Source organism: Acholeplasma granularum ATCC 19168, from assembly GCF_000526235.1.
In the GTDB taxonomy this organism is placed as follows: Bacteria; Bacillota_I; Bacilli_A; order Acholeplasmatales; family Acholeplasmataceae; genus Acholeplasma; species Acholeplasma granularum.
In genome coordinates this window covers 271,598-295,697 of sequence record NZ_JAFR01000006.1, presented here as the reverse complement: position 1 = coordinate 295,697, position 24,100 = coordinate 271,598, and the positions used below count along the sequence as shown (strand labels likewise).

Here is a 24,100-nt window from a genome sequence, read left to right as displayed (position 1 = left end):
CAAACAATCAATCATAATTTACACAATATAAAACAAAACCAGTCATTTGCATGACTGGTTTATCTCTATTAACAATTAAATTGCATCTTTTCTAGATAAGTCAACACGTCCGCGTTCATCAATTTTAACTACTTTAACTAAAATTTGATCGCCAACTTTTACTTTACCTTCAAGACTTTCGGTTCTTTCTTTAGCCCACTTAGAAATATGTACTAAACCTTCAGTACCAGGGAATATTTCTGCAAATACACCTTGGATTTTCTTGCCTTCTTTATCCATTAATAAACGAGTTACTTTAGCTTCATATACTTCGCCTACTTTTGCTTCTCTAACCAGGTTTTCAATATATGCAGCTGTTTTGTTTAACCAAGATGAGTCTGAGTGCATAATATATACACGTCCATCTTGTTCAATATCAATTTTAACATTGTTATGATCTTCAATGATTTGAGTAATAACTTTACCACCTGAACCAATAACATCTCTAATTTTTTCTGGATTAATACGAATCATTTTCACTTTAGGTGCGAAAGCACTTAAATCAGAACGAGGCTCACTTATTACACTGTTCATATGTTCTAAAATGTGTAATCTTCCAAGACGTGCTTGTTCAAGTGATTCATGCATAATTTCAGTAGTGATACCAGTAATTTTAATATCCATTTGAAGCGCTGTAATACCATCTTTAGTACCAGCAACTTTAAAGTCCATATCTCCTTCATGGTCTTCCATACCTTGAATATCTGTTAATATTGAATAATGATCGCCTTCTTTTATTAAGCCCATTGCAATACCTGCAACTTGAGCTTTAAGTGGAACTCCGGCAGCCATTAATGCCATAGATCCAACACATATTGTTGCTTGTGAACTTGAACCATTGGATTCTAGAATTTCAGATACAACGCGGATTGAATATGGAAACTCTTCTTCTGAAGGCAATACTTGAAGTAGTGCACGTTCTCCTAAAGCACCATGACCAATTTCACGACGTCCTACAAATCCATAACGTCCTGTTTCACCTACAGAGTATGGTGGGAAGTTATAATGTAACATAAAGCGTTTAGTAACATCAGAATGTTCTAATCCATCAATGATTTGGTTCTCATTAAGTGAACCTAAAGTAACAACTCCTAATGCTTGAGTTTGTCCTCTTGTAAATAAACCAGAACCATGAGTTCTAGGTAAAACATCAATTCTTGAAGAAAGTGGTCTAATTTCAGATAAACCTCTACCATCAGGTCTTACTTTATCTTCAGTAATTAAACGACGTACTTCTTTTGTAACAATGCGGTCAACAGACATTTTAACTTGACTCATTAAATCTTTTTTTGCATCTTGGTCAAGGACTTGTACACCATCAACGGATTGCCAAAAGTTTTTATCTTCAAAATGAGCAATAACTTCTTCTTTAAGAGCATCAATTGCATCATATCTTTCTTGTTTTTCAATAATAGCAACTGCTTTAACTAATTCTTTACCTCGAAAGTTATAAACTTGGTTAAATACTTCCTCATCTAACTTTAATAATTCAGGTACTACTTTTTCAACTCCAACAGCTTTTTTAATAGTTTCTTGGAAATCACATAGTTCTTTAATAGCTGCATGACCAAATAATATAGCATCCAACATATCTTTTTCAGATACTTGTTTTGCACCAGCTTCAACCATATTGATTGCTTCTTTAGTACCAGCTACGATTAAATCAATGTCAGATACTTCAAGTTGTTGTGATGTTGGGTTTAGAATGAATTGACCATCAACACGTCCAACATGAGCACCAGCAATAGGTCCTAAAAATGGAATGTTTGATATTTCAAGTGCTATAGATGATCCTAACATTGCTGCCATTTGACTTGATGCTTCAGGGTCAGATGATAACACTGTATTTACGACTTGAACATCGTTTGTATAACCTTCATCGAATAAAGGTCTTAGTGGTCTATCAATTAATCTAGATGTAAGTGTTTCAAGTTCAGAAGGTCTTCCTTCTCTTCTTAAAAAACCACCAGGAATCTTACCAGCTGCATATAACTTTTCTTGATAAATTACCATTAATGGGAAAAAATCAGTTTGCATTGGTTTTGCTTTTGCAACAGCAGTGGATAAAACTACTGTGTCACCATAATAAATCATTGCAGCTCCGTTGGCTTGTTTTGCAACTTCACCAACTTCAACGCGTAATACTTTACCTGCAAGCGTTGTTTCAAAAACTTGTTTTGACATATAAAATCTCCTTCATTTTATATTAAATAATATATTTTTTTATATTTCATACTATTATATCATTTTTAATACTATAATTAGAATTTAATTATTGAACAATGTTAAATAAAGTATTTAGTAAAAGAAAAAAACTCCAAGTTGGAGTTTTTTATCTTCTTAAGCCAAGTTCATTAATTAAATCAGCATATCTTTGAGCATCTGTTTGTCTTAGATACTTAAGTAAATTACGTCTGCGACCAATTTTCATGAATAAACCACGTTTTGAGTGGAAGTCATGAATATGAGTTTGCAAATGATCATTTAACTCATTGATTTCGTGTGTTAAAATTGCAACTTGGACTTCTGGTGAACCAGTATCTCCAGGAAATCTTGCAAACTTTTCAACGATTGCTTTTTTACTGTCTTTTGTCAGCGCCATAATGTTTCCTCCTATGTCTCGAATAACTAAAGAATGCGTTTTGGCTAACGCTGTCCTTGCTATCGACCTAATGAATAATACCATATTTATTATAAAATTGCAATATTAAAAAGATATTTTTTTCATGAATAATGTAAAATTAGTGAAAATTTACATTATAACTTTATAAATTGATCCACATTTATAATAAATACTGTTGCCCCACCAACTGAAACCTCAATTGGTAATGTACTAAATGAACCAAATTCATTAACAATAGCATTTGGTACAATCTTTTTTCTAGTTTTTGAGAACTTTTCAATGATATCTAATACTTCAGGTACTTTTTCATCATTAACACCAATTAAGAATGTCGCATTACCTTCACGTAAGAATCCACCTTTCGTTGATAATCTAGTTGCAAAAAAGTTTTCTTTAACTAATCCTTTTTGAACACGATTTGCATCGTCATTGGAAATAATTGCAATAATCATTTTCATACTTAATACCTCCTAGGATATGTATATTTTACCATATTTTAATTATTATTTTAATAAGTCAACCGATTGTTTTACATCTTTTGCTATTTGTTTTAACATATCTTCTAATTTTTCATACTTTACTTCATCTCTTAAATAATGTTCAAAAGATATACTTAGTTCTTTATCATATAAATTCCCATCATAATCAATTATAAACACTTCTAATCTGCGTTGAGTAGAATAGTTTAATGTAGGATTGTGACCTAAATTAGCACATCCTAAATAAGTTTTACCATCAATTTTTACATAAACTGCATAAATTCCCACCTTAGGTAGAAAGTGATTTTTATAATCTATATTTGCAGTTGGATATCCAATTAATTTTCCTACTTTGTCACCATGAACAACTTTACCACTTACTTCATAACTCTTATTTAGTAGTTTTTTTGCAAGCTTTATATCACCGGATTCTAATAATAATTTGATATAACTAGTGGAAATTCTTGTGTTATTGTGTAATAGATCATCCACTACAACTGTATCAAAGTGTAGTTTCAAATCATCTACATTTCCTTGACCTTTATAACCAAATTTAAAATCTCTTCCAACAACGATGCGTATTACATTTAACCTCTTTAAGAAATCAATAAACATCTGAGGTGATAACTTTGAAAAATCACTATTGAAATTTACCACGAAAAAATTATTTATTCCAAGTTTTTCAAGTTCTTTTTGTTTTTCATCAAAATTCATAAGTACTGGTAAATCTCTTTTAGTTATAACTTGCATTGGATGGGGATCAAATGTCATTACTGCACTTTTTGAATCATTGTACATTTTTGTTTTTTTAATTAAATTTTGATGCCCTAAATGCAGTCCATCAAAATTACCTATCGTAAGCGTTAATGGTTCATCATTTTTAATATTTTCATAAGTATTTTGTTGTGTTTGCATATTTTCGTTATTGACCAATTAGGTCATTACTCCAATCTTATTTTTCTTAAAATATATATTTAGGAATAAACTTATCACCTAAAGGTTCATAGTATGCAATATAATTCCCATTTTTATCAGTTACTACAAATGGTTCAGGTATATGTGTTTGTCTATGATCTAAATGTACACCATTTTTTACTAGTTTAACAATATAGTCACTTAACTCCAATTTTCTTACATGTGATAAAAGTTTTATATCCTCAATTAAATTGCTTGCTTCCAATTCATCAATAGTTTTTGCATCCTTTATACTATATTTACCAATTATTGTGCGATTTAAAAGGCTTAAGGCACCAAATGAATTTAGATTCTCACCAATATCTCTTGCTATACTACGAATATATGTTCCCTTGGATACGAAAGCATCAAAATTTAACTCATTGTTTAAATAATCATATTTAAATTCATATATCTTAACGAGTCTTTTTGAAAGTTCAAGTGGTTTACCACTTCTTGCTGCTTCATAAGCTTTTTGACCACCAACTTTGACTGCTGAATAATTGGGTGGTAGCTGGTTATAAGAAGGCATTAATGATTGAATTATTTGATTTAATTTATCAGCATCATAGACAAATGGTTTTGATTCAATTATTTGTCCTGTTATATCATCGGTATCATATTTATTTCCAAATACTATTTTACCTGTATAACGTTTGTCTAATTCTTCAAATAAAAATGCAAGTTTAGTAGCTTTTCCAACCATAATTATTAATAATCCAGTTGCAAAAGGATCCAATGTTCCTGTATGGCCTACTTTTTTTAGATTAAATTTTTTCTTTACTTTAAAAACCACATCATGACTAGTTAATCCTGTTGGTTTATTCACTAAAAATATTCCGTTCATATGTACCTTTATTCTAAAAATATATTATTTATATTATAACACAATAAAGAAAAAGGCTCTCATAGATAGAGAGCCATTATTACTTGTTATTTATGTTCTGCTAACCAAGAAACTAATTTTTCTTTTGGTTGGTATCCTGATGCTCTTGATACTTCTTTTCCGTCTTTAAATAATACTAATGTAGGAACAGCACGAATTCCGTTATCAATTGCTTGTTTGCGGTATTCATCAATATCTAATTTAACAAACGTAGTTTCTACATCTTCAGTACTTAATTGTTCTAAAACAGGCATCAACATTTTACATGGTCCACACCAAGTTGCAAAGAAGTCTACTACAACCAGACCTTCTTTTGAAGTAACACTTTTAAAATCTTCTCCCTTATATTGTTGCATTATAAATGCCTCCTTATTATTATCATAAATTAATTATAACTAAATTACACAAATTAATCAAAGAATATGGTTGTTTTTTACAATGTGATGACAGTTACACCGTTTAAGCCCTCACCTTCGGTACCATATCTATGTGATTTTATGTATGGTGAGGTCTTTATATAGGCATATACTGCCTTTCTAACCGCTCCAGTTCCAAACCCGTGGATAACTCGAATATAGCTTGTATTTGATAGTAGTGCATCATCTATTGCTTTATCCATTAATACTGCAACTTCTTCATACCTTTTTCCTCTTAAATCTAGTTCGAAAGCTGGTGCTTTTGAAGGATTTGATCCGGTATATTTAACCTTCTTTGGTTCTTCTTTTTTTATTTTTTTCTGTGTTTTTTTCAAATCTGATTTATTAAATGGTAATTCAAATAACCCTGCAGATACATAATACTTATCTTTTCTTATTTCGGTTACTATGCCTTCTTGACCATAGTTTTCAATGACTACATAATCTCCAACTTTAATGACCTCATCTGTTTCAAACTTAGATGGTGTTACACCTTTATTTAATTTTCCTTTTATACTGGCAACCTCTGGTGTAGTAATTTGAGATTTTTTAGATAGTTCATCAATCATTTGAACTAATTCTTCTTTTAATTTTTCATGTTTTTTCAGTTCTTTTTGTCTTATTTTTTCAAGCATTATATCTCTATTAACTTCAAAATTCTTTATTTTAGATTGATATAATTCAATTTCAGTATTGAGTTCATTTACCTTATTTTGAAACTCTAGTTTTAGTTCATCGAGCTCATTTTGTTCTTTGCTTAATTTTTCTAAGCTTTTGGCTAAATTAGATTGTCTACCATTTAATAGTTTTTGAGCATGGTCAATAATATCTTTTGGAATACCTAATCTACTAGCTATTGATAATGCATGAGATGAACCAGCTACCCCTAACCTTAGTTGATAAAGTGGTTTTAAACTTTTCTCATCAAATGCTACACTAGCTGTTAAAATATCTTCATGTTCATATGCATATAATTTAAGTTCTGAATAATGTGTTGTAAGTATCATTCTAATATCTTTTTTTTGTCTTAAATTATCTATAATTGAAATAGCAAGTGAAACACCTTCAACTGGATCGGTACCACTTCCTAGTTCATCAAGTAAGATAAGTGCCTTAGATTTCAGTTTATCAAACATTGTTTTTATTTTAGTTAAATGTGATGAAAAAGTCGATAATGATTGTTGAATAGACTGTTCATCACCAATATCTGCAAATACCTGATTAAATATGCTCATTTGACTGTTTTCAGATGCAGGGACTAAAATACCTGATTGAAGCATTAAAGTGAGTAATCCAACCGTTTTAAGTGCTACAGTTTTACCACCTGTATTTGGACCAGTAATCATTAATACATTTTGCTCTTTGCTTAAAGATACATCAATAGGTACGACTATTTTAGGGTCAATGAGTGGATGTCTTGCTTGTAGTAAGTATATTTTTCCTATAGGATTAATTATTGGCAATATGCCTCTTATATCTATTGCATAAAGTGCTTTAGCATGTAAATTATCTAAGTGAACCATATTTTCTATATGTAATAAAAGTTCTAGTTGGTGTGGTTTAATTTCTGTTAATATTTGAGTAAGTATTTTAATTTCTTCGTTTTCTTCAAGTCTTTTTAAATATTCAATATCTTGTGTTGTTTGTCTTATTTCTTCAGGTTCGATGTAAACTGTTTGTTTTGATGCTGATATATCATGAATAATACCTTTTACTTTATTTTTATATGTTTCTTTAATAGGAATAGCATATCTTCCACTTCTAGTAACAATAATTCGTTCATTTAAATAGTTTTGGTATCTATCAAGAACACTTTCAAGTAAACGGTCTAATAATTTAGTTTTAGACTTTAGATTTTGTCTTATGTTTTTTAATTCTAATGTTGCATCATCATAAATTAAATCATCATCTGATATTTTGGAATTAATAATATTCAGTACTTCTTTATGATGTTTTAAATCCTTTAACCATAAATTATAAGTAATTGGATGGTTTGTTATTGTTGATTTATAACTTTCAAATGTTTTTTCCATTAATATATATTTTTTTATTTTAATCAAATCATCAATTTTTAAATAATTAAACGATTTAATTTGATGAACAATTTTTAATATATCAAAATCATTAATAAATGGAAGTTTGCCGTAGTTAAGAATAAAAGTTTTTAACTCATTTGTTTGATTTAAATTTTCTAATACTAAGTGTTCTTTGTTGTTAGGCATGGTTTCTAAAATCATTGTCTTAGCACTATCAGAAAATGTATACTCAGATATGAGCAAAAGTATCTTATCTAATTCAAGTGTTTTATGTGAAAACATATTTTTCGCCCTCCTTGTTGTCCGAAAATATGGTATAATATACCTAGGAGTGATATATTATTGAGAAATTATACAATCAGCTTATCTAGTAGCCAACTAGAACAATTAAAAACATTTTATAGCAATTATTTACTAAATGTAAGTCAACCTTATGTTTATTTTGTTGCCCATCATAACGATACCAGGATTAATGCTTTTAACTCAGGTAAGGTTTTACTTCAAGGCGAGGAAATTAATGCAGAATTGGTTGCTATTAAAACATTTTTAAATATTAAGAACTATCCTGCAATTGGTTCAGATGAAGTAGGAACTGGCGATGCATTAGGTCCTGTGATTGTATGTAGTGCTTATACTTCACTTGAAGATTTAGAGTGGTTAGAAAAAATGAATGTCCGTGATTCCAAATCTATGACAAATCGTGAAATTATTAAATTAGCACCTGTTATTGCTAAAAGATTAACTCATTCTATCGTTATTTTATCACCTGAAAAATATAACGAACAAGTGTTAAAAGGTCATAATTTAAATAAAATTAAAGCCCTATTACACAACCATATGATAATTAAAACGACATCAAAAGTAGAAAGTCCTGTACCTGTAATTTTAGATCAATTTTGTCTACCATCACATTATTTTAATTATTTAAAAGATGAAAAACTTATATACAGAGATATTGAGTTTTATACAAAAGCTGAAAGTGTACATTTAAGTGTTGCAGCCGCATCAATTATCGCAAGATATGCATTTTTAGTTAAAATGCATCAATACAGTAAAGATATAGGAATCAAATTAAAATTAGGTGCAAGTAAGGAAGTTGATTTACAAATTAAAGAGATTTATGATCTTAAAGGTATTAAAGGCTTACAAAAAATAGCTAAGATGAACTTTAAAAACGTCACAAAACAAAACTTAACTTAAACGACTTAAATATGTTTCAAATACTTCAGGCAATGGCGCTTCAAAAGTCATTGCTTTTTTTGTAATCGGATGTGTAAATTCTAGTTTGTAGGCGTGTAATAATTGTCCTGATTCAACTTTTTCTCCAACACTTGAATATAGAGGGTCTCCTACAACTGGATGACCAATATAGGCTAAATGTACTCTAATTTGGTGCGTTCTACCGGTTTCTAAGTCACAGTCTAGCAAACTATACTTTTGATAAATTCTAACTGTCTTAAAGTGCGTTACAGAATGTTTTCCTGATGCAATTACTGCATTTTTAGTACGCACTTTTGGATGTCTTCCAATAGGTGCATTAATTATTGCACTACTATTTGTAACAACACCATGAACAAGTGCATAATAAGATCTTTTAATTGCATGTTTCTTTAAATCTTGTGCAAGAATTTTATGTGCCTCATTTGTTTTGGCAATCATTAAAAGACCAGATGTATCTTTATCAATTCTATGTACAATACCTGGCCTTGTCTCATCATTAACATCTGATAAATTTTCTGTATGATGAATAAGTCCATGTACAAGTGTTGGTGATGTAAATGTTTCAGATGGGTGTACAACTAGACCTTTAGGTTTATTGATTATTAAGATGTCATTATCTTCATATATAATATCTAAATCCATTGCTACAGGTTTTATATTTGTATCTTCTTTTTCGGGTATATTAATAGTTATTTCATCATTTAATTGTAGTAAAAAGCCTGGTTTTACTTTTAAATTGTTAACTAGTATTTGACCTTCTTTAATGAGTGTAGTTATTTGGTTGCGTGATATTTCTAAGATGTTTACCAAATAATGATCGAGTCTAATTGACTCATTATCTTGAAAATTAATTTTCTTCATTTTGTCCAACCTCTTTACTTTTTTTGCTTCTATAGTAATCTAATATGATTATATCAATAAATAACATTGCCACACCAAAGTTTAAAAATATATCTGCAACATTAAAAATGGTGCTCCCTACAATAGGCAGAAACGGCATTTGGACAAAATCTATTACATAACCGTATAATAAACGATCTATAGCATTGCCTAAAGTTCCACTGATGAGTAATATTAAAGCAATCGTATAAACTTTTTTTGTTTTTATATTTGATTTTGAAAAAAAGTATCCAAATATTAACAGTGCTATGATAGTAATTATAAAAAATAAAAACTGTTTACCTGCTAACATACCAAAAGATGCTCCTGTATTTTGGACATACCCAAAATTTAAGATGCCTGGAATAATTTCTTGAAGTTCATTAAGATTGTAAATATTGGAAAATATTTGTTTAGTTATAAAATCGATTAAGACAAATAAACCAATTAATATATATGAAATAACCATTTCTAAAATCCTTTCAAGATAATTACTGTAATAATGATTCCAACAATGACATAAATGATTGACATCAATGTACCTTCTACAATAATCAAGTATTTTGTTTGAATATTTTTAATTTTGGGTTCAATTATTCCGCTTACATAGTACATAAAGTACTCATATAAAAAGATTGTTATAATAAGCAGGATAAATATAAGTACGATAAGTATATATTTTAAATGTGCAAACATAAATAAGGGGATAATAATTAAATAAAGTGGCGCCATAATAAGTAGGGTAATTGCAAGTCCGCCTAATACACTCAAGATGGTTGTTTTAAAGGTAGTAAGATCATCTAATCGATGTCTAATTACTTTATGCATCTGCCATAGTTTAACTAAAGATTTCATAAATCACCTCTATGGCTTCATTGATATTGTTTACCGGGTATAAATTGATGTTTAATTTTTCATCTTTAACTTCATTGTATTGTGATGCAGGTAATAAAAAGTGTTTAATGCCTTCATGGTATGCTCCATATACTTTTTGTTTTAGACCGCCTATTTCACCAATATCATTATTATATCGTATTGTACCAGTACCTACAACATCAAGGTTAATCTCTATATCTTTTACTAGAGCAAAATATACACTTAAAGTATACATCATACCAGCAGATGGTCCTCCCATAAATACAAATTCACCTGGTAAACTATACTTAGGTGTTGCACTAGTAATATTATATTTAGGGTAGAATCTAAATATTTTATCAGTTTCTTTATCAATAGTAATTCTAATTTTTTCATTATTCCTTAAAACATCAAGTTCAAAGGTGCCAAAGTTATTTATAAAATACATACCAAGTGTTTCATAATCAGTAAATCCAATATTATTAATATCTGTAATAATGTCACCAATTTTTAACTCAGGATAACTTATATCTCTATAGTCAATTGTCATACCTATAAAATCATAATCAATTTGAATTTGATTATTTTTTTGACTAGCTAAGGTATATGCAGAAATTATTGCTTGGTCAAAAGAGGCCATTTTTTGAATTTGACCTCTTAGATTATTTTCTTGATTTGTAAGAGTTGATGCAACATATCCCAATTTTTCTACATCAAATAAGGGGCTTATTTCATAGATCATACGTGCAAAACCTGTAATTCTATCCATAGATAAAACAGATACAGATTTTAGGTGTTCAGTTTGGTCTATACCTTCTATTTTAATCATTGTATTTGCAGAACGGGTTTCATTAGGTGCTGTTACAGTAAAATTTGTTGGAACAATTAATGAAATCATTAAGTAAATATAAGCAAATACAATTGTATGTAAAAATGTTTTAATATTAAACTTCTGTTTCAAGTAGTATCGTCTCCAATTTCATTTGCCTACTTGTAATACCTGCTTTTTTCATCATTAAAGTACTAGCGATATGACTTTCTTTACCCTTGTCCTTATCTGACATATAAACAATTTCTTTTATGCCCGCCTGCACTAATAATTTCATGCATTCATTACATGGAAATAATGTCACATAAAGTGTAGAGTTTTTCAAGTTAGATGTTGCATTTAATATAGCATTAGCTTCAGCATGTACGACATATGCATATTTAGAATTGGAATAATCTTGATTTTTTTCCCAATGAAACTCATCATCTGACATTCCTATAGGTAGTCCATTATAGCCAATAGCAACAATACGTTTGTCTTGATTAATGATACAAGCACCAACTTGTGTATTAGGATCTTTTGAACGTAAAGCTGATAATTTTGCTAGCCCCATAAAGTATTGATCCCACGAAATGTAGTTTTGATTTTTCATTTAACTTCATCTGCCTTTACTAATCCTAAATCAATATGACAATAACCATTTGGATTTTTATCTAAATAATCTTGGTGATATTCCTCAGCTAGATAATATTCTGTAAGTGGTTCAACTGAAACAACAATACTTTTATCATAATTTAACTGTTCTTTTTGTATATAGGTTTCTGCTATTTGTTTTTCCACTTCAGTTGTATAGTAAATTCCACTACGATATTGTAGTCCAACATCATTACCTTGTTTATTTAATGATGTTGGGTCAATTATTCTAAAAAAGTGTTCTAATAATTTTTCTAAAGATATTAATTTTTCATCATATGTAATAGAAACAGCCTCTGCATGTGTTGCGATTCCTTTACATACTTGTTCATATGTTGGGTTATTGAAGTTTCCATTTGCATATCCTGAAGATGTATCAACTACACCTTTTAATTGTTTAAAATATGCTTCTACTCCCCAAAAACATCCACCAGCTAATACTATCTTTTTCATTTAACCACCTTAAGTCCTAATTCTTCTAATTGTTCTTCTACAATCATTGATGGAGAACCCATCATTAAATCTTTTGCAGATTGTGTTTTAGGAAATGCTATGACGTCTTTAATGTTATCAGTTTTAGTTGCAAGCATAACAATTCTATCTAAACCAAACGCAATTCCACCATGTGGAGGGGTACCATATTTAAGTGCATCAATAAAAAATCCGAATTTATTTTCAATTTCTTCCTTAGTAAATCCTAACGTTTCAAACATTTGATTTTGTATTGTTTGGTCATAAATACGCATTGACCCACCACCAACTTCATAACCATTCCAAACAAGGTCATATGCTCTTGCTATCATGTCTTTTGGATTTGTAGTAAATTCTGAAGCATTTTTAGGTGCTGTAAATGGGTGATGTCTTGCATATAATCTTTGATCATTTTCATCATATTCAAATAATGGGAAATCTACTATCCAAACAAGTGATTCAAGATTTTCATCAATCATATTTAAGTCTTGGCCTAACTGTTTTCTTAATGCACCAGTTGCGTTTGTTGCATTAAAGTATGTACCTGGAATTAAAAATAATATATGGTTTTCTTCTACTAGCGATGTATCGACAAATTTAGCAATTGAACCTTGTAAATTATTATTTTCATTTTTAACATAAGCAAGTGCATCACCATGATTTTTTTTAACAATTTCTGTTAATTTATCAAAATATTTTCTTGTAAATATTGGGTTATTAGGTACTATAAGTGCACGAACCATTTCTTTATTTTCAAATAATGGAATGTTAAAGCGCTTAATTTTTGAAGTATAATCCATCAATTTTAATTCAAATCTTAAATCCGGTTTATCTGATCCATAAAGGTTAAATGCATTTTCATATGTCATTTTTTCAATTGGAAGTTTTAATTCTTTGTTAAGAACATTTTTGAAGATTGCTTGCATGATTTCTTCACTTAAATTAAAAATATCTTCTTCCTTACTAAAAGATGCTTCAATATCTATTTGAGTAAACTCTAATTGACGGTCTGCTCTTAAGTCTTCATCTCTAAAACATCTTGCTATTTGAAAATATTTTTCAAATCCTGATATCATATAAAGTTGTTTAAAGATTTGTGGGGACTGTGCAAGTGCATATCCTTCACCATGATATAGTCTTGAAGGTACAATAAACTCTTTTGCACCTTCAGGTGTAGTTTTAACTAAATAAGGTGTTTCAAGTTCTAAAAAATCATTTTTTAATAGTGTTTGACGCACTTGTTGCGTAATTAAACTACGTTTGATTAAATATGATTTAGAAGATGGTTTTCTAAGATCTAAATAGCGATATTTTAAACGAACTTCTTCGGAGATATTATCTTGATCACTTATTGTGATTGGAGGATTTACTGCAGTGTTTAATACATTTAAGTCTGAAATTAACACTTCAATATCTCCTGTTAAAATTTGATTATTTTTAGATTCTCTTTCTAAAACAACGCCTTTAACTTCAATAACGTATTCATTTTTTAATTGGCTAACCTCTTCATAAATAGGACTTTCAGGACGACATAAAAGTTGTGTAATTCCGTGCATATCTCTTAAGTCAATAAAAATTAAACCACCCAGATTTCTTTTTTTAGAAACCCATCCTTTTAAACTGACTTCTTGATTTAAATTTTTCAGTGTTAATTCATTATTATGATGTGTATATTTATTCATTTGATTTATGTTCCTTTAAATGATTTATTAGATTAATCATACTTACGGTAACTTGTTTTTCAGTTAATGTATCTTTAACTTCTATTGTATTATTCTTAATTTCGTCTTCGCCAAGTATGAGTAGATTTTTAGCACCATAATTAAGTGCTTCTTTAAGTTGAGCTTTAAATGATTTATTAGTGTAGTTAATATCCACTGTAAAACCATTTAATCTAAGATTTGATTGTATTTTTAATGCTAAGTTTTTTGCATCTTCATTAAACGTTATAATATATGCGTCTAAACTGTTTTCAACTTTATTATAGACACCTTCTATTTCTAGTGCACTTAATAATCTTTCCATACCAAATGCAAATCCAATACCAGGTGTTTCAGGTCCACCAAATTCTTTAACTAAATTTTGATAACGCCCACCACCACCAAGAGCGTTTTGAGCACCAAATCCATCTGTAGTTGCATGTATTTCAAATACTGTTTCAGAATAGTAATCTAATCCTCGAACTAGTTTTTTATCGACTTCATAAGGTATATTTAGGTTATCTAAATGGTTGATTAATTGCTCAAAATGTTTTTTTGATGACTCAGATAAGTAGTCTAATGGTAGTGGTGCATTTTTTGTAATTTCAATGTCACCTTCATCTTTTGAATCTAGAATTCTAAGTGGATTATTTACTAAACGTTCTTTAGAATCTTTTGATAGTTTAGATTCAAATGGCATTAAATAGTCAACTAAGTTTTTTCTGAAATTTAATTTAGACTCCTCATCGCCCAAACTATTAATTTTTACGCTAACTTGTTTTAATCCTAATTGGTTGATTGTTTGATAAGCAAGTTCAATGACTTCACTATCAAGTCTTGGGTCGTTTGAACCAAGAGCTTCAACACCAAATTGCATAAATTGTCTAAAACGCCCCTTTTGAGGTCTTTCGTATCTAAAATTTGGTCCAATATAAAATAGTTTGGTTAAACCATTATTTACATATAATTTATTTTCTACATAGCTTCTAATTGAGCCTGCTGTACCTTCTGGTCTTAAAGTCAAATCTCTATTAGAACGATCCTTGAAGTTATAGGTTTCTTTTATGACCATATCTGAACCTTCAGAAGCTCTATGAAATACATTAGAATATTCAATTATCGGTGTTCTAATTTCTTGATAGTTAAATAAATTGTATAAGTTTCTTACATAATTTTCTAATTTTACCCAGTTTTTAGATTCATTTGGAAGTACATCATATGTACCTTTTACTTTATTAAAACTCATTTTTTATAAAATCCTCTCTCGTCAAATAATACCAACTTGACGGTTCATTTTGTCCTGTAAAACGATTATAATATTTCTCATTATCAACATAATCAAATATAAATTTATTTTTTTCAATAACGCGTTTACTACCAGTATTTTGGTTGGCATGTCCGATTACTATTTTTTTAAAACCGTGATAATAAAAACCTACTTGCAGAATTTGATGTAAGGCTTTTGTCATTATACCTTTTTTCCAATATGCTTTGTTCAAACAAAAACCTATTTCAGCAACACCATCACTTATGATTGTATGAAAATCTATTGTACCAATCATTTTATTAAGTTTTAAATCTACAATTGCATACCCAATTGGTAAGCCTCTTTGAGGTCTTTTAAGGAAGAATTGTTTGATTGAACCATGTGCTTCGGTCACATCCATATATGGTCCCCAACTTAAAAATTTAACAGTTTCTAAATCTGAACCATATTCGTACATATCATTTGCATCTTCAATTTGAACAGGTCTTAATAAATAATTTTCAAAATATATAATTGGTTCTTTCATAATTTAATCTCCCTTGATTTTAAATAAAAAAATCGTCCTTAAAAATTTCTAAGGACGAATTGATTTCGCGGTGCCACCTTAGTTCCAGATTAACTGGCCCTTAATTGCTTTTTTGGTTTACAAAGTTGTCCCATGATTATATTCTATTTTAGTTTTTTCACCAATTTAAACTAATCTCTTTATATCTTAGAATTATATTAATCATTTCTTCTTTATCATCAACCGATTTAATTATGATTATGATATCATTTTAGCACTAAATAGTCAATAAATTTATAGGTGCTGATTTAAATTTTTAATGCCTTTTTTAATGTTTTCCTTGTAGTATTGCATCGTTACTTCTAAAATAACTTGAATTGGCACAGATAAGATAGCACCAATAATACCGAAGAAGGTTTGTCCAAGTAAAACAAAGGCAATGGTTAATATTGGATTGAGTCTAAGTTGCGTTTGATATATTTTAGGATTAATAACATAAGCATCAAGTTGTGGAAATATTAATATAAATACGCCGATTGCTATCATACCATAAGCAGCACTTGGTACAGTCATTACAATAATTGCTGTAAATAGAATTGAAAAATGTCCACCAAAGTATGGTATTAATGAAAGTATGGCTGCGACTATTGCAACCAGTGGTACAAATACCCAAAACTCATTAAAAAATAAAGCGAGTATTAACATTAAACCACCATATTGTACTGCTTGAATACCGGCAATAATTACCTCAGCCCAAAGATAGGTTGTTAATTCTTTATCGATTCTTTGAATATAGCTATAAGTTTTTGGCTTAACTGTTATAGATAAGTATTCTTTAATTCTTTCTCTGATTTTAGGAAAATTAATGATAAATATTATACCCACAACAATAACAACCGCACCACCAACTATTACATTCCAAACTTGTCCAACAGTGCCACCTTCTGCACTAAAGAAGTTATTAATCTCAAGCACAACATCGTCAACAATTGAAACAATATAAGTTGTCATACCTGATGTATCAACATTTAAAATATCACCAATTTCTATCATGATATTTTCAATACCCAATGATAAATTACCGATCGTATCAATTGCAGGTTTTACAACACCCCAAACAAGATATATAAAGAATAAGACGATGATTGAATAAACAATAATTACACCAAGCCACCTAGGTATTTTATATTTTTGTAAAAGATTAATTAAAGGATTTAATATATATGCTATTGTAAATGCAATAATAAGCGGTAATATAGCTTTAAAAGCTTTAATGATTGTTCCATTGATATTTGGCCATATATAAATAACTAATATAATTATTAATAAGAGTAATAATATATTTAAAAACTTAAAGTTAATCTTTTTCATTTTATTTACGCCTCTATTTCATACATCAAATTAAATGGACCTACATAAGTTGCATCAATTGTCATATGTGCTCCAAAAACACCTGTTTGAACGTGATAACCATGATTTCTTAATTTTTCTACAAAACTTTCATAAAGTAAGTTTGCATGTTCAGGTCTTGCAGCATTGGTAAAACTTGGACGATTATTGTTAGTAGCATCACCATATAAAGTAAATTGAGAAACTACAAGTATTTGATGCTTTTCTTTATTTAGACTTAAGTTTAATTTGTCATTTTCATCATGATAAATTCTTAAGTTCATTAATTTTCTAACGCATTTGTCTACTAATTTTTCATTATCAGTAGTTTTTACTCCAAAATATACAACATAGCCTTCACCAATTTGAGAAATCAACTGATTATCTACTGTTAATTTGGCTTTTGATACTTTTGTAACTAACATTCTCATATAATTTCACGCTCTACATAATATACTTGTGGTACTTTCTGCAGATTTACAACTAATGTGTCTAATTCTCTTTTTTCTTTGAGAGTTATTTTTATTTTAATGATACTCTCCAATTCTTGATTTGTTACAGCTGATACCTCAGCTATATTTATACCACTTGAATTAGCAACTTGAATGATTTCTGTTAATAAACCATTTCTGGTAGTACCTTTTATTTTTAACCATGTTGGGTATTTTCTATTAATGTTATCTGCCCATAATGCAGGTATTAATCTATTTTTATCATATTGATTTAAATTAATACAATGCGTAGCATGAACAACTATACCACTACCTTTTGTTACATAACCTAAGATTGTATCTCCTGGTATTGGTGTACAGCAATTAGCCAACTTTATTTGTGGGTTAGAAAGACCTTCTATGACAACTCCTGTTTCAGATGTGGCTATTAATTGTCTAGCTGTACGTTCTATTTGACGTTTTAATAATTGTTCTTTCGTTAAATCTGGCATCAATTTATTGATGATAGTTTTAACTGATATATTTCCTTTACCCACTTCTAAATATAGATCATTTAGTGTTGTGATTGATAATTTTTCAAAATTTATGCGAACCCATTCATCTGTAAGTTCATCATTTCTTTTATTGGCAACTAATTCTCTTTCTACTAGGTCTTTTCCTGTAGAGTAAGTAAATTCTTGGTTAGTTTTATTAATAAAACCTTTAATTTTATGTCTTGCATGTGCCGATTTAGCAATTTTTAGCCAATCTTCGCTTGGTCCAGATGAGTTTTTGTTTGTTTTAATGGATACTACATCACCAGTTTGAAGTTCATGATCTAAAGTAACTATACGGTTATTCACTGTTGCACCAACAGTTTTATGACCCACATCTGTATGAATTTTATATGCAAAATCGATTGGTGTACCACCACTAGGTAATTCAATTACTTCACCCTTTGGAGTAAATACATAAACGTTTGCAGAGAAAATATCAGTTTTTACAGTCTCAACAAATTCTTCAGAGTTTTCACCTTGATCATCTTTGTCTTCAGTCATCTTCATTAAATCAGCATACCATTTTAAACGAGACATCATTTCAAATTGTTCGCGTTCTTTAGAATATACTTTGTTTTCTTTATATGCCCAGTGTGCAGCAATACCATCTTCTGCAACTTTATCCATTTCTTTGGTACGAATTTGAACTTCAAATAATGTACCATCAGAATGTAGTACAGTTGTATGAAGTGATTGATAAAGGTTTGGTTTAGGTACTGCAATGTAATCTTTAAATCGTTTTGGAATTGGTGTAAAATGAGCATGAATGATACCAAGTGATTGGTAACATGTCTCTACTTTATCAACAATAATACGAACTGCTAATAGGTCATAGATATCTTCAAAATCACGACCTGAATTAATCATTTTTTTATAAATAGAATAAATATTTTTAATTCTACCTTTTATTTCAAAATTACTAAGTTCTGATTCCTTAAATAAATCTTTAATATATGCAATAACATTATTAATACTGTTTTCACGTTCTTCTTTTTTTGCTTTAACTAAATTTGATACCTTATAATACATTGCTGGATGCACATATCTTAATGATCTATCCTCTAATTCGGCTTTCCATCTAAAAAGACCGAGGCGATGAGCTATCGGTGCATAAATATCTAAAGTTTCCTTAGAAATTCGAATTTGTTTATCAGGATCCATTGAATCTAGTGTACGCATATTATGTAATCTATCAGCAATTTTAATTAATATTACTCGTACATCTTTAGCCATTGCTAATAGCATTTTTTGTTGATTATCGGTTTGTCTTGTATCTTTGAATTGAATTTTGTTTAATTTTGTAACTGCATCAACAAGTAAAGCTATATCTTTTCCAAAATCCTTTTCTAGTCCTTCAAGCGTATAATCTGTATCTTCTACAGTATCATGTAGTAAAGCAGCAACGAGTGTTTGTGGACCAGCTTCTAGTTCTGCTAAAATTCTTGCAACAGCAGTCGGATGTGTAATATATGGTTCCCCACTTTTACGCATTTGACCAAGATGCTTAATTTTTGCAACTTCATAAGCTCTAGTGATTAAATTGATGTTTGATTCACTTTTGATATAGTGTGAAATATCTTTTATTAATGCATTATATAGTGCATCTTTTTCCATATTAATCACGTCCTTTATTAATTAATAGTGCATAAGTGTTTTAACTTCGTAGTTTTTCAATAATTCTCTTCCATTTAAATCATCTAATTCAATTAAAAATGCTAGACCTACAACAATACCACCCAGTTTTTCAACGAGTTTAATTGTTGCATCCATCGTACCACCTGTTGCTAGTAAATCATCAATAATTACTACTCTGTCACCAGGCTTAATAGCATCTTCGTGTAAAGATAAAGAATTTGTACCATATTCTAAATCATATGTTAATGTCACTGATTTTCTCGGTAATTTACCCGGTTTTCTAACAGGTGCAAAACCAATACCTAAATTAACAGCAACAGGACATCCAAAGATAAAACCTCGGGCTTCAGGTCCAACAATCAATGTTGCATTTTTTTCTTTTGCAAAATTTGTAAATTCTTGAGCTGCATATTGGTATGCTTTACCTTCAAGCATTAAAGGTGTAATATCTCTAAATAAAATACCTTTTTTTGGAAAATCATGAACTGCTGCTATATATTGTTTTAAATCCATATACATTACTTCCTTCAATTTTTATCTTAGTGTGACATTTATTTTGTCTACATATTATTATATGTTATTTATGGCTTTTTTACAATGTTTTAGGCATTTATAAACCTGTTTAATAGTTTTTTAAAATGTTAAGTATTATAAAATGTTATAATAGTTTTTAGGAGGGACAGTATGGAACCTTTAGCAAGTCGCATGCGTCCAAAATCATTTAAAGATGTTTATGGACAAGACCATTTATTAAGTAAAGATGGTGTATTAACAAAGATGTTGGAGAAAAAAAAGTATTTATCTTTCATCTTATATGGGCCACCTGGAACCGGAAAAACCACAATTGCAAATTTGTTTTCTTATTCTAGCGGACTTGATACTTATTTTTTCAATGCATCCACAGATAATAAAGCAAAACTCAAAGATATTCTTGATATGACAGCGTATCATAATGTATTAATTGTGGTTGATGAAATTCACCGAATGAAAACTGATATACAAGACTATTTATTACCATTTTTAGAAAGTGGAAAAGCTGTGATGATTGGACTCACCACATTAAATCCATATCAAAGTATTAACTTAGCGATTCGCTCAAGATGTCATCTATACGAAATAAAATCTTTAAGTGATGAAGATATTAAATCTGCAATATTGGCAGCAATTCCATATCTAGATAACGAAGTAATCTTAACAGATGATGCGGTAAGTGCCATAATTAGGGCTTCTAATCACGAAATAAGGTCTGCATTAAATATATTAGAAAGTGCATCCTTAGTTGTCGATGATGGTAAAAAAATTACATCAAACATTATTAGAAAATTAGCAGGTAAACCTCAACTTTCCTTAGATGATCATGAAGATCACTATTATGAAATGTTATCTGCTCTACAAAAATCAATTAGAGGTTCAGATGTAGACGCATCGCTTCATTATTTAGCTAGACTTATTACATTAGGTGACTTAGAAGTCATTGTAAGAAGGTTAATTGTTATTGCATATGAGGATATAGGTCTTGCAAATCCCACAATGGGTGGTAAAGTACTTCAAGCGATGCAAACCGCTAAAATGTTAGGTTTTCCTGAGGCTAGAATTCCTTTATCTGTTGCTGTTGTTGATATGGCGTTATCTCCTAAATCTAATACTGCAATGGTAGCTTTAGATAAAGCATTAGAAGATTTTAGTGCCGGAATTGCAGGTCCTATTCCAAAACATATTGATAATAAATATCTAAGAACAAACCCAGATGCATATAGATACCCACATAATGATGTTGGTTCCCTTAATAGTGAGCAATATTTACCAGAAAATTTATTTGGAGTAAGTTATTATAATCCTAAACAAGAAAGTGTTTATGAAAAAGCATTGTTTGAGAGAAAGAAATTAATCGATCAAATTAAAGGTTATAAGAAAAAGGAGTCAAAATAATAATGTTAAAAGGTAAAAAAATACTAACAATTGTTAGTAATGATTATGATGATTTAGAATTTCATTATCCATTGATTAGACTAACTGAAGCTGGTGCAAAAGTAACAATTGCAGGTGAAGAAACTAATAAAGTGTATCATGGTAAATACGGTCTACAAACAAAAAGTGAGATTTCTTTTAAGGATGTAGATATTACGGAGTATGATGCACTAATTATTCCTGGTGGGTGGGCACCTGATTATTTAAGAAGGCTTCCAGAAGTCTTAAATTTTGTTAAATACTTAAATGAACACAAAAAAGTAATAGGTGTAATTTGTCATGCTGGATGGGTATTGTCTAGTGCACATATATTAAAAGGTGTAAAAATGACATCTACGCCTGGCATTAAAGATGATTTAATGTATGCGGGAGCAATTTGGATGGATGAGCCTGTAGTTGTTTATAACCATATAGTTACTGCCAGACGACCTATTGATTTACCTTATTATTTACCAGCATTAATTGATGCGATTAAAAAGTAATGATAATTATAAAAAAAGAAGAATTTTATTAAATTCTTCTTTTTTTTTATGATTTAAGTTCTGTTGAAATAATAACAGGTATAGTAATTGGTCTTCTTCTTGTCGTTTGATAGATATACTTAGAGACTTCATCTCTAACTTGTAGTTTAAATTCATTCCAATTAATGTATTTACCATCTAAATGTTTTAGAGTGATTGAATCAAAAATAGTTCTTATTTCATCCATCATCGATTGATCTTCATTAATATAAACAAATCCTTTAGAAATAATTTCAACATTACCAATTACCTTTTTAGTTTTTGGATTTATATTAGCAACAATCATTAAAACACCATCTGCAGCCAGTAATTCTCTATCACGCATTACATAGTCGTTAACATCACCTACAGCTGTACCATCAATTAATATATCGCCTGTTTTAATTTCAGATTTTGATACATAGGTTTCTTTTTTATCACTAAAATTTACAGAGTCTCCATTGTCAAGTAGGAAAATTCTGTTTTCCTCATAACCTAGTTGCATTGCTAATTGTTTTACACCATATTGATGACGATATTCTCCAATTGTTGGAATGATATATTTAGGATTTAATAAATTAATCATCATTTTAATTTCTTCAGCTGTTGCATGGTTTGAGGCAAGTAATCTCTTATCAATAACTTGGATATCAGCGTCACTTCTATATAATACGTCTAATGTTCTTGCTGCCATTTTCTCAGTTCCAGGAACTGGTGAAGTCATAATTAATATTGTATCTTTATGACAAATATGTATAAGTCTGTCTTGTTTTTTACACATACGTTGTAACATATAAAACGGTTCATGACGGCTTCCTGTAACTAAACACACTAAATTATTTGCATCATTTTTATTCTTTTCATCTATGAATTTTAAATTAACCAAGGATTCTTCCGGAATAACTAAATAGCCTTTTTGAATTGCAATATCAACAATTCTTTGAGCTCTACGTCCAATTATGGCTATTTTCTTATGATGATTTAGTGATATATCAATTATTTTTTGAATTTTTTGTAAGTCTGATGAGAATAGTGAAACGATTATTCTTCCTTCTGCATTTGCATATACAGAGTTAATTTTATGATTTAATGCATTTTGAATACCACCATCTTGAACAAAGGTAGAACCTAGTGACTCAGGTAATAGTGCTATAACATTTTTTTGAGCTATTTCATTGATCTTTGAAAAATCAGTTTGATATTTTGGATCTCCCATTTGAGCAAATGTAAAATCGGATGTATAAACAATAACACCATCAATTGTATGAATTGCTATACCAACAGACTCAGGTATAGAATGAGTTGTAGAAAAGAAAGTAATTTTTACATTTCCAGAACGTATAATTGAATTCTTATCAATTGTATAAAGCGTTAAATCTTTTAAATCAAAGTTTTTTTCTTTTAAAGTATCTTTTACGATTTCCATAGTAAAAGGAGTTGCATATATAGGTACATTTAAATCTTTTAATATATGTGGTAATGCTCCAATATGATCCTCATGAGCATGTGTTAAAAAGATCCCTTTTATACGATCTTTTATATTAGTTAACATTTTATAATTAGGTATAATTTCATCGACGCCATAAAGTTCTTGGGTTGGATACTTTAACCCAGCATCCAAAATAAAATATTGTCTGTCAACATCAACGACATACATATTTTTACCGTTTTCTCCCAATCCACCTAAAGCGAAAAAGCGTATTTCACTCACAAATAGTTTGTCCTTTCAGTAACGAATTTATCAATTAATTTATTATATCATATTTTTTTGTCATAGACAGTAAAAATCTAAAATTATCATTTATTATCGTTTTATTTACATTTAGT

24 protein-coding genes are annotated in these 24,100 nt (G+C 29.5%); 3 read left to right on the top strand and 21 right to left on the bottom strand.

Annotated features, from left to right (window positions below):
• Nucleotides 1-75: 75 nt before the first annotated feature.
• The 7 genes from G324_RS0101825 to G324_RS0101795 form a co-directional block, all read right to left on the bottom strand.
• On the bottom strand, nucleotides 76-2,223 hold the full coding sequence (locus G324_RS0101825; protein WP_025724697.1) for a polyribonucleotide nucleotidyltransferase: 2,148 nt from the start codon (nucleotides 2,221-2,223) through the stop codon (nucleotides 76-78).
• 148 nt (nucleotides 2,224-2,371) lie between these two features.
• Nucleotides 2,372-2,641, bottom strand: a complete 270-nt coding sequence (rpsO, locus tag G324_RS0101820; protein ID WP_025724696.1) for a 30S ribosomal protein S15 — start codon at nucleotides 2,639-2,641, stop codon at nucleotides 2,372-2,374.
• 155 nt (nucleotides 2,642-2,796) lie between these two features.
• Nucleotides 2,797-3,120 carry a cyclic-di-AMP receptor gene (locus G324_RS0101815; protein ID WP_025724695.1) on the bottom strand — a complete coding sequence of 108 codons (324 nt, stop codon included), beginning with the start codon at nucleotides 3,118-3,120 and terminating at the stop codon, nucleotides 2,797-2,799.
• 45 nt (nucleotides 3,121-3,165) lie between these two features.
• On the bottom strand, nucleotides 3,166-4,074 hold the full coding sequence (locus tag G324_RS0101810; protein WP_025724694.1) for a bifunctional riboflavin kinase/FAD synthetase: 909 nt from the start codon (nucleotides 4,072-4,074) through the stop codon (nucleotides 3,166-3,168).
• A gap of 28 nt (nucleotides 4,075-4,102) precedes the next feature.
• Nucleotides 4,103-4,942, bottom strand: a complete 840-nt coding sequence (gene truB / locus G324_RS0101805) for a tRNA pseudouridine(55) synthase TruB (protein ID WP_025724693.1) — start codon at nucleotides 4,940-4,942, stop codon at nucleotides 4,103-4,105.
• Nucleotides 4,943-5,028: 86 nt separating this feature from the next.
• Nucleotides 5,029-5,337, bottom strand: coding sequence for a thioredoxin (trxA, locus tag G324_RS0101800; protein ID WP_035357035.1), 309 nt, complete (start codon nucleotides 5,335-5,337; stop codon nucleotides 5,029-5,031).
• Between the two features lie 77 nt (nucleotides 5,338-5,414).
• Entirely contained in the window at nucleotides 5,415-7,715 is a 2,301-nt protein-coding gene (locus tag G324_RS0101795; RefSeq protein WP_025724691.1) for an endonuclease MutS2, read from the bottom strand.
• A gap of 60 nt (nucleotides 7,716-7,775) precedes the next feature.
• Here G324_RS0101795 and rnhC point away from each other — a divergent pair, with 60 nt between their 5' ends.
• On the top strand, nucleotides 7,776-8,633 hold the full coding sequence (gene rnhC, locus G324_RS0101790; protein WP_025724690.1) for a ribonuclease HIII: 858 nt from the start codon (nucleotides 7,776-7,778) through the stop codon (nucleotides 8,631-8,633).
• Here the strand turns inward: rnhC and G324_RS0101785 are convergent.
• From G324_RS0101785 to G324_RS0101725, 13 genes are all read right to left on the bottom strand, one after another.
• Nucleotides 8,625-9,515, bottom strand: a complete 891-nt coding sequence (locus tag G324_RS0101785) for an RluA family pseudouridine synthase (RefSeq protein WP_025724689.1) — start codon at nucleotides 9,513-9,515, stop codon at nucleotides 8,625-8,627. The genes rnhC and G324_RS0101785 overlap by 9 nt on opposite strands.
• Nucleotides 9,502-10,002, bottom strand: coding sequence for a signal peptidase II (lspA, locus tag G324_RS0101780; RefSeq protein WP_025724688.1), 501 nt, complete (start codon nucleotides 10,000-10,002; stop codon nucleotides 9,502-9,504). Before lspA ends, G324_RS0101785 begins: the two co-directional genes overlap by 14 nt.
• Nucleotides 10,003-10,004: 2 nt before the next feature.
• Entirely contained in the window at nucleotides 10,005-10,388 is a 384-nt protein-coding gene (locus G324_RS0101775) for a hypothetical protein (RefSeq protein ID WP_025724687.1), read from the bottom strand.
• The gene (locus tag G324_RS0101770) at nucleotides 10,372-11,349 is read right to left on the bottom strand and encodes a S16 family serine protease (protein WP_025724686.1); all 978 of its coding nucleotides are present in this window, start codon (nucleotides 11,347-11,349) and stop codon (nucleotides 10,372-10,374) included. Before G324_RS0101770 ends, G324_RS0101775 begins: the two co-directional genes overlap by 17 nt.
• A complete protein-coding gene (locus G324_RS0101765) occupies nucleotides 11,333-11,809 on the bottom strand; it encodes a deoxycytidylate deaminase (RefSeq protein ID WP_025724685.1) in 477 nt (158 codons plus the stop codon). Before G324_RS0101765 ends, G324_RS0101770 begins: the two co-directional genes overlap by 17 nt.
• Nucleotides 11,806-12,303, bottom strand: a complete 498-nt coding sequence (msrA, locus tag G324_RS0101760) for a peptide-methionine (S)-S-oxide reductase MsrA (RefSeq protein WP_035357121.1) — start codon at nucleotides 12,301-12,303, stop codon at nucleotides 11,806-11,808. Before msrA ends, G324_RS0101765 begins: the two co-directional genes overlap by 4 nt.
• On the bottom strand, nucleotides 12,300-14,003 hold the full coding sequence (aspS, locus tag G324_RS0101755; RefSeq protein ID WP_162146808.1) for an aspartate--tRNA ligase: 1,704 nt from the start codon (nucleotides 14,001-14,003) through the stop codon (nucleotides 12,300-12,302). The genes msrA and aspS overlap by 4 nt, the downstream gene beginning before the upstream one ends.
• On the bottom strand, nucleotides 13,996-15,267 hold the full coding sequence (gene hisS, locus G324_RS0101750) for a histidine--tRNA ligase (protein WP_025724682.1): 1,272 nt from the start codon (nucleotides 15,265-15,267) through the stop codon (nucleotides 13,996-13,998). The genes aspS and hisS overlap by 8 nt, the downstream gene beginning before the upstream one ends.
• Nucleotides 15,257-15,814: a GNAT family N-acetyltransferase gene (locus tag G324_RS0101745; RefSeq protein ID WP_025724681.1), complete on the bottom strand. Its 558-nt coding sequence runs from the start codon at nucleotides 15,812-15,814 to the stop codon at nucleotides 15,257-15,259. The genes hisS and G324_RS0101745 overlap by 11 nt, the downstream gene beginning before the upstream one ends.
• Nucleotides 15,815-16,087: 273 nt before the next feature.
• Nucleotides 16,088-17,164, bottom strand: a complete 1,077-nt coding sequence (locus G324_RS0101740) for an AI-2E family transporter (protein WP_025724680.1) — start codon at nucleotides 17,162-17,164, stop codon at nucleotides 16,088-16,090.
• A 5-nt stretch (nucleotides 17,165-17,169) separates the two neighbouring features.
• The gene (dtd, locus tag G324_RS0101735; protein ID WP_025724679.1) at nucleotides 17,170-17,613 is read right to left on the bottom strand and encodes a D-aminoacyl-tRNA deacylase; all 444 of its coding nucleotides are present in this window, start codon (nucleotides 17,611-17,613) and stop codon (nucleotides 17,170-17,172) included.
• On the bottom strand, nucleotides 17,610-19,784 hold the full coding sequence (locus G324_RS0101730) for a RelA/SpoT family protein (protein ID WP_162146807.1): 2,175 nt from the start codon (nucleotides 19,782-19,784) through the stop codon (nucleotides 17,610-17,612). The genes dtd and G324_RS0101730 overlap by 4 nt, the downstream gene beginning before the upstream one ends.
• A gap of 21 nt (nucleotides 19,785-19,805) precedes the next feature.
• The gene (locus G324_RS0101725) at nucleotides 19,806-20,318 is read right to left on the bottom strand and encodes an adenine phosphoribosyltransferase (RefSeq protein ID WP_025724677.1); all 513 of its coding nucleotides are present in this window, start codon (nucleotides 20,316-20,318) and stop codon (nucleotides 19,806-19,808) included.
• Nucleotides 20,319-20,489: 171 nt separating this feature from the next.
• On the opposite strand from G324_RS0101725, the gene G324_RS0101720 reads away from it, so the two are divergent.
• Together G324_RS0101720 and G324_RS0101715 are read left to right on the top strand one after the other, a co-directional pair.
• Entirely contained in the window at nucleotides 20,490-21,734 is a 1,245-nt protein-coding gene (locus G324_RS0101720; protein WP_025724676.1) for an AAA family ATPase, read from the top strand.
• Nucleotides 21,734-22,255, top strand: coding sequence for a DJ-1/PfpI/YhbO family deglycase/protease (locus tag G324_RS0101715; protein ID WP_025724675.1), 522 nt, complete (start codon nucleotides 21,734-21,736; stop codon nucleotides 22,253-22,255). The genes G324_RS0101720 and G324_RS0101715 overlap by 1 nt, the downstream gene beginning before the upstream one ends.
• Before the next feature lie 46 nt (nucleotides 22,256-22,301).
• On the opposite strand, the gene G324_RS0101710 is transcribed toward G324_RS0101715, so the two are convergent.
• Entirely contained in the window at nucleotides 22,302-23,984 is a 1,683-nt protein-coding gene (locus G324_RS0101710) for a ribonuclease J (RefSeq protein ID WP_025724674.1), read from the bottom strand.
• Nucleotides 23,985-24,100: the final 116 nt, after the last annotated feature.

What these genes read in the sequence shown, in the direction of transcription:
- lspA (WP_025724688.1), bottom strand. Translation starts at nt 10,002, where the DNA reads ATGGTTATTTCATATATATTAATTGGTTTATTTGTCTTAATCGATTTT.
- G324_RS0101795 (WP_025724691.1), bottom strand. Translation starts at nt 7,715, where the DNA reads ATGTTTTCACATAAAACACTTGAATTAGATAAGATACTTTTGCTCATA.
- rpsO (WP_025724696.1), bottom strand. Translation starts at nt 2,641, where the DNA reads ATGGCGCTGACAAAAGACAGTAAAAAAGCAATCGTTGAAAAGTTTGCA.
- dtd (WP_025724679.1), bottom strand. Translation starts at nt 17,613, where the DNA reads ATGAGAATGTTAGTTACAAAAGTATCAAAAGCCAAATTAACAGTAGAT.
- G324_RS0101725 (WP_025724677.1), bottom strand. Translation starts at nt 20,318, where the DNA reads ATGGATTTAAAACAATATATAGCAGCAGTTCATGATTTTCCAAAAAAA.
- G324_RS0101775 (WP_025724687.1), bottom strand. Translation starts at nt 10,388, where the DNA reads ATGAAATCTTTAGTTAAACTATGGCAGATGCATAAAGTAATTAGACAT.
- G324_RS0101825 (WP_025724697.1), bottom strand. Translation starts at nt 2,223, where the DNA reads ATGTCAAAACAAGTTTTTGAAACAACGCTTGCAGGTAAAGTATTACGC.
- G324_RS0101765 (WP_025724685.1), bottom strand. Translation starts at nt 11,809, where the DNA reads ATGAAAAATCAAAACTACATTTCGTGGGATCAATACTTTATGGGGCTA.
- G324_RS0101730 (WP_162146807.1), bottom strand. Translation starts at nt 19,784, where the DNA reads ATGGAAAAAGATGCACTATATAATGCATTAATAAAAGATATTTCACAC.
- trxA (WP_035357035.1), bottom strand. Translation starts at nt 5,337, where the DNA reads ATGCAACAATATAAGGGAGAAGATTTTAAAAGTGTTACTTCAAAAGAA.
- G324_RS0101785 (WP_025724689.1), bottom strand. Translation starts at nt 9,515, where the DNA reads ATGAAGAAAATTAATTTTCAAGATAATGAGTCAATTAGACTCGATCAT.
- hisS (WP_025724682.1), bottom strand. Translation starts at nt 15,267, where the DNA reads ATGAGTTTTAATAAAGTAAAAGGTACATATGATGTACTTCCAAATGAA.
- G324_RS0101740 (WP_025724680.1), bottom strand. Translation starts at nt 17,164, where the DNA reads ATGAAAAAGATTAACTTTAAGTTTTTAAATATATTATTACTCTTATTA.
- truB (WP_025724693.1), bottom strand. Translation starts at nt 4,942, where the DNA reads ATGAACGGAATATTTTTAGTGAATAAACCAACAGGATTAACTAGTCAT.
- G324_RS0101815 (WP_025724695.1), bottom strand. Translation starts at nt 3,120, where the DNA reads ATGAAAATGATTATTGCAATTATTTCCAATGACGATGCAAATCGTGTT.
- aspS (WP_162146808.1), bottom strand. Translation starts at nt 14,003, where the DNA reads ATGAATAAATATACACATCATAATAATGAATTAACACTGAAAAATTTA.
- G324_RS0101745 (WP_025724681.1), bottom strand. Translation starts at nt 15,814, where the DNA reads ATGAAAGAACCAATTATATATTTTGAAAATTATTTATTAAGACCTGTT.
- msrA (WP_035357121.1), bottom strand. Translation starts at nt 12,303, where the DNA reads ATGAAAAAGATAGTATTAGCTGGTGGATGTTTTTGGGGAGTAGAAGCA.
- G324_RS0101720 (WP_025724676.1), top strand. Translation starts at nt 20,490, where the DNA reads ATGGAACCTTTAGCAAGTCGCATGCGTCCAAAATCATTTAAAGATGTT.